This window comes from Adonisia turfae CCMR0081 (assembly GCF_011009555.1).
Taxonomy (GTDB): domain Bacteria; phylum Cyanobacteriota; class Cyanobacteriia; order Phormidesmidales; family Phormidesmidaceae; genus Leptothoe; species Leptothoe turfae.
The window spans coordinates 734,350-742,825 of record NZ_QXHD01000003.1 but is presented as its reverse complement, the minus strand read 5'-3'; the positions used below and the strand labels follow the sequence as shown (position 1 = coordinate 742,825).

Annotated in this window: 7 protein-coding genes; 4 read left to right on the top strand and 3 right to left on the bottom strand. The window is 49.0% G+C overall.

Features of this window, described 5'->3' with window-relative positions; genetic code table 11:
• On the bottom strand, positions 1 to 1,233 hold a 1,233-nt coding region (locus tag DXZ20_RS03920), incomplete at its 3' end, for an ATP-binding cassette domain-containing protein (protein ID WP_163696618.1).
• 346 nt (positions 1,234 to 1,579) lie between these two features.
• On the opposite strand from DXZ20_RS03920, the gene DXZ20_RS03915 reads away from it, so the two are divergent.
• The gene (locus tag DXZ20_RS03915; protein WP_163671230.1) at positions 1,580 to 2,638 is read left to right on the top strand and encodes a hemolysin family protein; all 1,059 of its coding nucleotides are present in this window, start codon (positions 1,580 to 1,582) and stop codon (positions 2,636 to 2,638) included.
• Between the two features lie 455 nt (positions 2,639 to 3,093).
• A complete protein-coding gene (locus DXZ20_RS03910) occupies positions 3,094 to 4,977 on the top strand; it encodes an alpha/beta hydrolase (RefSeq protein ID WP_163671231.1) in 1,884 nt (627 codons plus the stop codon).
• Positions 4,978 to 4,998: 21 nt separating this feature from the next.
• Here the strand turns inward: DXZ20_RS03910 and DXZ20_RS03905 are convergent, their stop codons facing one another.
• A complete protein-coding gene (locus DXZ20_RS03905) occupies positions 4,999 to 6,522 on the bottom strand; it encodes a phytoene desaturase family protein (protein ID WP_163696616.1) in 1,524 nt (507 codons plus the stop codon).
• Between the two features lie 66 nt (positions 6,523 to 6,588).
• Positions 6,589 to 7,029 carry a hypothetical protein gene (locus DXZ20_RS03900; protein WP_006516695.1) on the bottom strand — a complete coding sequence of 147 codons (441 nt, stop codon included), beginning with the start codon at positions 7,027 to 7,029 and terminating at the stop codon, positions 6,589 to 6,591.
• 199 nt (positions 7,030 to 7,228) lie between these two features.
• Between DXZ20_RS03900 and DXZ20_RS03895 the strand changes: the two genes are divergently transcribed.
• Positions 7,229 to 7,969, top strand: a complete 741-nt coding sequence (locus DXZ20_RS03895; RefSeq protein ID WP_163696516.1) for an HAD family hydrolase — start codon at positions 7,229 to 7,231, stop codon at positions 7,967 to 7,969.
• Positions 7,970 to 7,992: 23 nt separating this feature from the next.
• The coding region (locus DXZ20_RS03890) for an NAD-dependent epimerase/dehydratase family protein (RefSeq protein ID WP_163696614.1) at positions 7,993 to 8,476 on the top strand (484 nt) is incomplete at its 3' end.

The window sequence follows — 8,476 nt, the reverse complement described above, 5'->3', positions numbered from 1 at the left end:
TCCCAGGGTCGTCTTCCCACACCCTGACTCACCCACCAGACCAAACGTTTCACCCCGGTACACCTCAAAAGACACATCATCTACGGCCATAAAGGTGCGAGTCGTCTGCCCAAACATTCCTTTGACTGGATAACCGACTTTTAGGTTTTGTACCGTGATTAAAGGCGGCTCACCCCCCAGCTTTTCGAGACGACTGGCTGTTTCTTCTGCCGTGACCTGTGCTGTCAGAGTTGCTGCCTCATCGTTGTCAAAATGCCGAGCAAAGATTTTAAATTCACCGTTGGGCTCATCTTGAACCTGCATGTAGTCAGCTACGGTGGGGAGTTTGCGTAACCGTTGCTCAGGTCGGGGACGGCAGGCCAATAGCCCTTTTGTGTAAGGATGCTCTGGATTAGCAAAAATCTTATCCACAGACCCGTATTCAACAATTTTGCCGCGATACATAACGGCCACATCGTCGGCAATTTCGGCGATGGTGCCCAAGTCGTGGGTAATAAAAATCATCGACATAGAGCGCCGGTCCCGCAGATCTCGCAGCAGGTCCAAAATCAGAGCTTGGACAGTAACGTCGAGCGCGGTAGTGGGCTCATCGGCAATCAGGAGGTCTGGATCGCAGGCAATGGCCATCGCGATCATAACTCGCTGTAGCTGTCCCCCAGAGAGCTGATGAGGATAGCGCTTGAGCATAGCCTTTTTGCGCTGCTGCACTCCACGGGCAATAGCATTGCGGTCCTTAAGTTGCTGTTCTGTCGCAACGAGTGTGGCCAATTCTTCGTCACTGGGCAGCAGCTTGACCTCCTGTAGGCTGTCAATAACCTTGGCTTCTGCTTCTGCTTTGGTTACATTATGATGCTGCTGGATGGCTTCAATGAGCTGAAATCCACAGGTATAGACCGGATTTAAGGAACTCATGGGTTCCTGAAAAATCATTGATATCCGGCTGCCTCGATAATCTTGCATCTGTTTAGGAGAAGCCTGACACAGATTGGTAGGAGCAGCGTCTGCTTGGGCTGAGAAAAGGATTTCGCCGTTGGTAATTCTACCTGGAGGGTTAGGGACTAGCCCCATGACAGACAACGACGTGACCGATTTACCTGACCCTGACTCACCTACAATGCCTAGAGTTCTACCCCGTTTGACCTGAAATGAAATGCCATCAACTGCCTTGATCACGCCGTTGGCGGTATCGAATTCGACTTTTAAGTTGCGGACATCAAGGATGATTTCACTCATGGAGATAGTAGGTGCTAATCGTTAAAAGAGTACAGAACTGCTGCAATACTGTCGGATATTTAGGGCTAAAGCTTAATTATCAATGATGTTAGAAAACCTGGGTTTGCTTGTGTATTTATTTGGAGTAAGCCAACTATATTTAGAGTTATTAGAGTTAACCATTGAGACTTCGGCAAATCCGCGCTAGTGCCATTGTGCAAAGGATCGGTATTGTGAATTAGCCACTGCTTTTTCAAAATGCCCATGTCTCATGGGTGCGACGCGTATAGGTAGATTGTGTACGCTTAGTCCAGAATCATAGCAATCCTTCGCCGTTGATTATTGATATGTTGTTTCTCCTTCCACCATGGCCCAACTTGCGATCGCAGTTTTGATCGTTATCATCGGTTCCGCAATCTGTTCAGGTACTGAAGTGGCACTGCTGTCCATTCCTCTACTCAAAGCCCGACAGCTTGCTCAAAATCGTAACCCAGCGACGCTTGCCTTACTAGCTATTCGAGAAAAGGTCAGCCGCCCCATTGCTACCATCGTTATCCTCAATAATGTATTTAATATAGTCGGCAGTTTTGTCGTCAGTCGTATTGCTGCGGAGCTTTTTGGCAATCTGATGCTAGGCATTTTTTCTGGCATCCTCACATTTTTGATCATTCTGTTTGCCGAAATTGTCCCCAAAACCATTGGCGAACGATATGCCGAGCAGTTTGCTTTGTTTGTGGCAATGCCTGTCCGCAGCCTCACCTGGCTGATGACGCCGATTATTTTAGTGCTAGAGAAATTAACTGCACCCTTGATCAAAGGCAATCAACGCCCCGTTACCAACGAAGCTGAAATCAAGCTGCTGGCAATGTTGGGCTATCAAGAAGGCTTGATTGAAGATGACGAGGCTGAGTTGATTCAAAAAGTCTTTCGGATGAATGACATTGCTGCGGAAGACATCATGACGCCTCGGGTAGCGATTACCTATATTCAAGGCAATCAATCCCTTGAATCAGCGCAGCAAGAAATCATGCAGTCGCAGCACAGCCGCATAATTGTCACGGGAGAAGACTTGGACGACGTGCTAGGTGTGGCCCTAAAAGCTGAGCTATTGGCAGCGTTAGTTCAGGGACGCGGCAAAGATCCGGTTACTAGCTGTATGCGTCAGGCTCGATATATTCCGGCCACTGAGCGTTCTGATAAGCTACTCAAAACTTTCCAGACGGCTCGTGAGCACTTAATGATTGTGGTTGATGAGTACGGAGGCGTGTCCGGTGTAGTGACCCTGGAGGATGTGTTGGAAGTCCTGATTGGTGAGATTGTCGATGAAACCGATCGGAATGTGGATTTACAGGCATTGGCTCGGCAGAGACGGCGACGATTGCTTCAGCGACAAGGATTTCAGACGGATCTAAAGCGAAGTCGGTAGTTGGTTTGGGATGTTTAATTTTTCTGCTCCAACGCTGGCCTGAGGTACTCGACATAAAGCTTTACATCGTCTGTTACGTAAAACTAACTCGGTAACATTACTGCCTGGCCCCATCATGCCAATGATTCGTTGAGTGGTCATTCTTAAGTAATATCCGGGGTGTTGCTAGTGTTTGGTATGAGCCAATCTGTGAAGTGTGAATAAACAGCAAACATAATAGGCATACGCAAACCTTAAATTAGCAATGAGACGTCCGGCGTTAAGGCTAATTATGGTGAAGTAATCTATTAGCCCTTACTGGAGTCAAATCGGTTCGCTATCTTAGCAACTGATAACTTCTAGTTTTGATTGCTATGTTAGTTATGATTTGACGATTCTATGGCTGTTGGTAGGGCTATGTTCCTGTGATTAGGAACTCGCTTTCCAATCGTTCGCTTACCCACTCCCGTTCAACTATGATCCATTCTGCTCGTTCGGCGGCTCAACCGCTTCGACTGGCCCAGTTTTTGACGTTTGTAAACGATTCAAAGCTGATGACGTTGAAGCGATGGCAGTCAGTAGTATGGGGTAGCGCTGTAGCGTTAGGGGTGGCGATATGTGGACCAGTGCAAGCGGCCGAGCGGGTGAATATTCAAGTAGGGCCAATTAAGCAGACGCTCTATGTTAGCGATCTTGAAGAATTTGCTAAAACTGGCCAGGTTCCAGATCGACTGCGGCTTTATGAGTCTTTTCTAACACCTGAACTTCGAACAATGCTAAATAATCGGGTGGTGCTTGATCCGGCGATGGCGGATCGCATGGTGGCTGATATTTTGGCATCGCCCAACGGTGAGTTATTACTGGATTCTTTAGCTCGTGTTGCGCCAGGATTAACTGTGGAGCAAATTCGGGGCGCGATTCGTTTAGCGGCTAAACAGACCAATGGTTTGAATATGCTTGGGGTACTGAGGGCAGTGCCCCAAGACACGTTAGATGTAGACCTAACGTCGGCATTAGCACTTGTATCGCAGCTTAATCTGTCCCGGTTAGAAGGGGACGCGCTCAGTAGCGTACTAGAGCAAGAACTGCTGGTGAGCGATGACATTGACCTACCTGACGATATCGACCCCACAACGGTAGGTCCCATGGGGGTGACCCAGCGCTCATATAAGTTTGTAGATAGCGATCGCAACCGGCTAATTCCGCTGGATGTATATGTGCCAGATGAAGCCTTTGTGGAAGAGGCACCGCTGGTTGTTTTGTCCCATGGGTTTGCTGCCGATCGGCATTTTCTCACCTATGTGGGTGAGCATTTGGCTTCCTATGGCTTCACGGTGGTGGCTGTGGAGCATGTGGGCAGTAATGTTGAAGCCCTCAGTAATACTCCCTTGGATCCGACGGCAGTGGAAGAGCCGAGCCGCATTTTACCAGCTAGCGAATTTTTGGATCGTCCGCGTGATGTCAGCTATGTTCTTGACCGCCTGGATTGGATGGAACAGGTGTCACCCATGTTGGAGGGTAAATTTGATACCGAGCGGGTAGTCTTGATTGGCCATTCTCTAGGCGGCTATACCGGTTTTGCTTTAGCGGGAGCACAGCTAGATTTATCTGCTTTGCCTTCCTTTTGTGACAGTCTGACGCCAGTGGGCTTATCGCCTGCCGATTGGCTACAGTGTGCGGCAGTCGAGCTACCTGAGGTAACAGCGGATCTGAGAGATTCCCGCATTATCCAAGTGATAGCAATGAATCCGCTGGTCGGTCGATTATTTGGTCGTAAGGGGTTGGCGGATGTCAATGTACCCAGCGTTATTTTGACCGGCACTAAGGATGGGGTGACGCCTACATTAGCTCAACAGCTAGGGCCGTTTAATCAATTGAGTGGACCCGATAATCATTTAGTTGCGGTGATTGGCGGCACCCATCTCAGTGTGGGCGATCCGGAAAATGTGAATGAAGCGCTGACTCAGATTCCGTTTATGCCAGAATTGTCCGGTGAGCAGGCCGCTACTCTACGGGAATATTTAAGGGCGCTTTCCTTGAGTGTGACGATGCAGCACACGTCTGGGGCGAAAAACTATAACGTCTTTTTGGAGCCAGCTTATGCACAGCAGTTTTCTACGGGAATGTTGCCGATACGCATGACCCAAACTTTACCTGAAAGTGTTAAGGGCTGGTTAAGAACGGTGGCTCCTGAGCAAGCTCGTGCTGAAGGAGAAACGTTGCGCTCATGGGTACATTTAAAAACCTTTGATGCGCGCAAGTCGGTGGGTAATGCACATCGTCGGATGATGGCCTATTTGCGCCAAGAGCAGGTGTCGATTACGGTGCTCTACTGGCCTATGAGATTACCTTGGATCTAAGTAGGATAGGGTTTGAATTGATTAGGTAGATTTGGATCGTTGTAGATCTAATAAGGCCGCCGATTCCCTGGGGCTGACTAGACTGTTGGCGCAGAGAATGCCTGAGGCAGCGACGGCGGGGACACCGATACCCGGAATGGTGCTATCTCCTACTCGATAAAGCCCTTTAATGGGGGTTTTACAACTTGGGAATAGGCCTTGCCCAGCGGCGATAGCGGGGCCGTAGGTGCCTTGGTGGCGGCGGAGAAACCGCTGGTGAGTAAGCGGGGTGCCGATGAGTTTGAGAGTGATGCGATCGCAAATATCTGGAATCACTTTTTGCAATGCCCGCATCAATGGTTTTGCCTTTGCTTCTTTTTTGGCTCCATAGCCTGCATCCCGCTGCCAGTCTTGCCAGGGCTCTAGCGTGTAGGCATGCACCACATGATGTCCTTCGGGAGCCAATGTGGGGTCTAGCACAGACGGAATAGAGATCATACAGGTATTACCAGGGGTGGTGATGTCTGTGTCTGTGTCATGCACCACTACATGGTGAACCGTTAAATCATCTAGACCCTCAGCCTGGATGCCTAGATGGAGATGCATAAAGCTATCAACCGCTGGTGTCTCCAAAGACTTTTGACGATAGCCCATGGGCAGATCAGTGTCGTCCAGTAGGTGATTGTAGGTATCCCATAGGGTGGCATTCGAGATCACCTTATCAGCGCGTATGCGTTCACCGTTTTTGAGAATCACCCCTTGTGCTTGATTCCGGTCGGTCCAAATTTTGCTGACATGGGTACCTAAGCGCAGTTCGCCACCCCAGCGCTTGAAACCTCGGATCAGGGCATCCACCAAAGCGCCGCTACCCCCCATGGGATAGTCAATGACAGATGCCGCTCGCTCCCCAAACATAAATGCCATTTCAGGGGCAACAGTCTCATGGGACTTCATACCTGAAAGCAAAAAACATTCAAGATCAATCAACTGCCGTAACCAAGGATCGTGGACTGTTTCATCTACAAAATCTCCCATCGAACGCCCTAAGCTCCGAAGTTGAGGGAGCATCTGCAGCATAGCTGTAGGGAAACGTTGGGCTAGTAGCGGAAACAGCCAACCATCTGCCCGTAGGGCTAAGGCGGGGATTGACCCTAGGGGACGGTATATCGCTAGCATTTTGTCTGTTAGGGCCTGGAGTTCTTGCGCTGCCTGAGGGTTGAACTCAGCTAAAGAGGCCTGATATCGTTTGGCATCACCATAAATGGCCAGCGTGCGCTCGGGGAAGTGGTAATGTCCCAGTGGGTCATAAGCGACAGTGTTAACCTTTTCCCCCAAGGCATTCAGCACCTCTCGCAACGGGTTACAGGATGTCGGATCGGCCAGACCACAGTAAAAAGACGGCCCAGAATCAAAGGTAAACCCCTGACGCTGAAATGCATGGGCCGCACCACCCGGTAATGTGTGACTCTCACACACCAAAACCCGCCGACCGTAGCGAGTGAGTAAGCCTGCGGCTACTAAGCCACCAATGCCACTGCCGATGACGACGACGTCCAACGATTCCATAGGTATTATTTTTATCCACAGGTAGAGACGTTTCATAGAACGCCTCTACATTGTCCTATGGTGTGTTTATCGGATCAAAACCTGCTCAATCTGCGGTAAGTATTCACGCACAGCCATTTCTTCCTCAGGATGAATATCCTTGAGTTGATTAATTCTCCAAAGAGTGGAGCTTTCTAGTTCTTGCGCTTCTTGCTGTAAGCGAAGATATTCGTCTGTGGCTTCAGGCTGATTACTAATTTGGCTGAGGCGTCGAGTGATGGCATCGCGTTCACGATCCCGATACTCATTGGCGGCCTGGATCTGGGCTACAGCACCACCAGATTTAACGACAGCGTACACATCCATAAGTCGTTGATACTTATCTAAATAATTAGAATCCACGTTTTTTACAACGGGATTACTAAGTACATTCCTTGATTTAGCAAGTCGCTTACGCCGAAGCCACCACTGTAAAATCACTGGAATGGATGTTTGACTAAGTAAAGTCTTTTCGGAAAGCAGATGCATAGTTACAAACCTCATGGACTAAACCGGAAGGTCGAAGCTAATTCCCCAAGGGGGTAATATTTAATACTAAGGCGTTATTGGCATACTTGGTGCCTTATCTACGTACATCTTTAATAATGTCTATCTGACGGGGTTAGAACGCTGATCTAATCCTTGTTAAAGGTATTTGTCAAGATCTCTAATGGCGTAATTTGTCACAATGCTCAAGGCAGTATTTTGGGGTTTCCATGGCGTCATCATCAATGACGATGACATTCATCCACAGCTGATTGCTCAGTTGCTGTTGTCGGAAAACCTACGGTTTAACCTGGAGGAATACCAGGAGATGTATCTTGGCCGTAGTGACCGAGCCAGATTGACAGCGATTTTGCAGACACGAGGCCGATTTGTCCGAGATGACTACTTAGATGGTCTACTGCGGAAAAAGGCTGAAGGCTATGGGGAATGGTTGCGATCGCAACCTAAGCTTGCCCTTTATGCAGGGGTAGATGACCTGTTGTATCGAATTCGCAGCAAACAATATGTCACAGCTATTGTGACTGGAGCCCAACGAGCTGATGTAGAACAGGTGTTGACTGCGGCAAAGCTCACTGATCAGTTTTCGTTGGTTGTGTCTGCTAGTGATATGCCTGTGGCGGCTAGCAAACCTGCTCCTGACAGCTATCTTGCCGCCATTGATCAGTTGAACCTGTTGAATCCTGAGTTGGCCCTAACGCCCCAAAACTGTTTGGCGATCGAGTCTTGTTTTGCGGGTGTCGAAGCCGCTAAGGCGGCTAATATTCCTGTCGTGGGCGTCGCTCAAATCTATCCGTATCACATGATGCAGCGCTGTGCGACCTGGGCCGTAGACTACTTGAACGAAATTGACTTTGATTGGATTGCCCCTCGTTATGAACGGGGATCGAATGCAGCTACCATGGAGGAAAAGCCAGCTGTGTAACCGTTCCAGGAGAGTGTTTGATAATGAAAGTGGCAGTAACTGGGGCAACCGGATTTGTAGGATCTCGCTTAGTGCAGCGGCTCCATGAAGCGGGGCATCAAATTAAAGTATTTACCCGTAACCCTGAGCGAGCCAGAAAAGTATTCCCGGCATCTGTGTTTAATCAGGTTGAGATCGTTGGTTACACTCCACAAGAGTCGGGAGATTGGCAGGCGGAAATTTCTGGTTGTGATGGCGTGATTAACTTGGCTGGTGAGGCTATTTCAGAACGCTGGACCCCTGAGCGTAAACGGGAAATCATGAGTAGCCGTGTCATCGGCACAGAGAAAATTGTCGAAGCCATCGGTCAGGCGGCTGTTAAGCCTAAGGTGCTTGTTAATGCTTCTGCTATTGGCTTTTATGGCACCAGCGAAACGGCAGAGTTTTATGAAACGAGTGAGCCGATTCATCAGGATTTTCTGTCTCAGGTTTGCCAGGAATGGGAAAAGGCTGCAGATAGGGTGACGG

Coding starts and splice junctions, on each gene's coding strand:
- DXZ20_RS03915 (WP_163671230.1), top strand. CDS start 1,580: ATGGCCCAACTTGCGATCGCAGTTTTGATCGTTATCATCGGTTCCGCA.
- DXZ20_RS03910 (WP_163671231.1), top strand. CDS start 3,094: ATGATCCATTCTGCTCGTTCGGCGGCTCAACCGCTTCGACTGGCCCAG.
- DXZ20_RS03905 (WP_163696616.1), bottom strand. CDS start 6,522: ATGGAATCGTTGGACGTCGTCGTCATCGGCAGTGGCATTGGTGGCTTA.
- DXZ20_RS03900 (WP_006516695.1), bottom strand. CDS start 7,029: ATGCATCTGCTTTCCGAAAAGACTTTACTTAGTCAAACATCCATTCCA.
- DXZ20_RS03895 (WP_163696516.1), top strand. CDS start 7,229: ATGCTCAAGGCAGTATTTTGGGGTTTCCATGGCGTCATCATCAATGAC.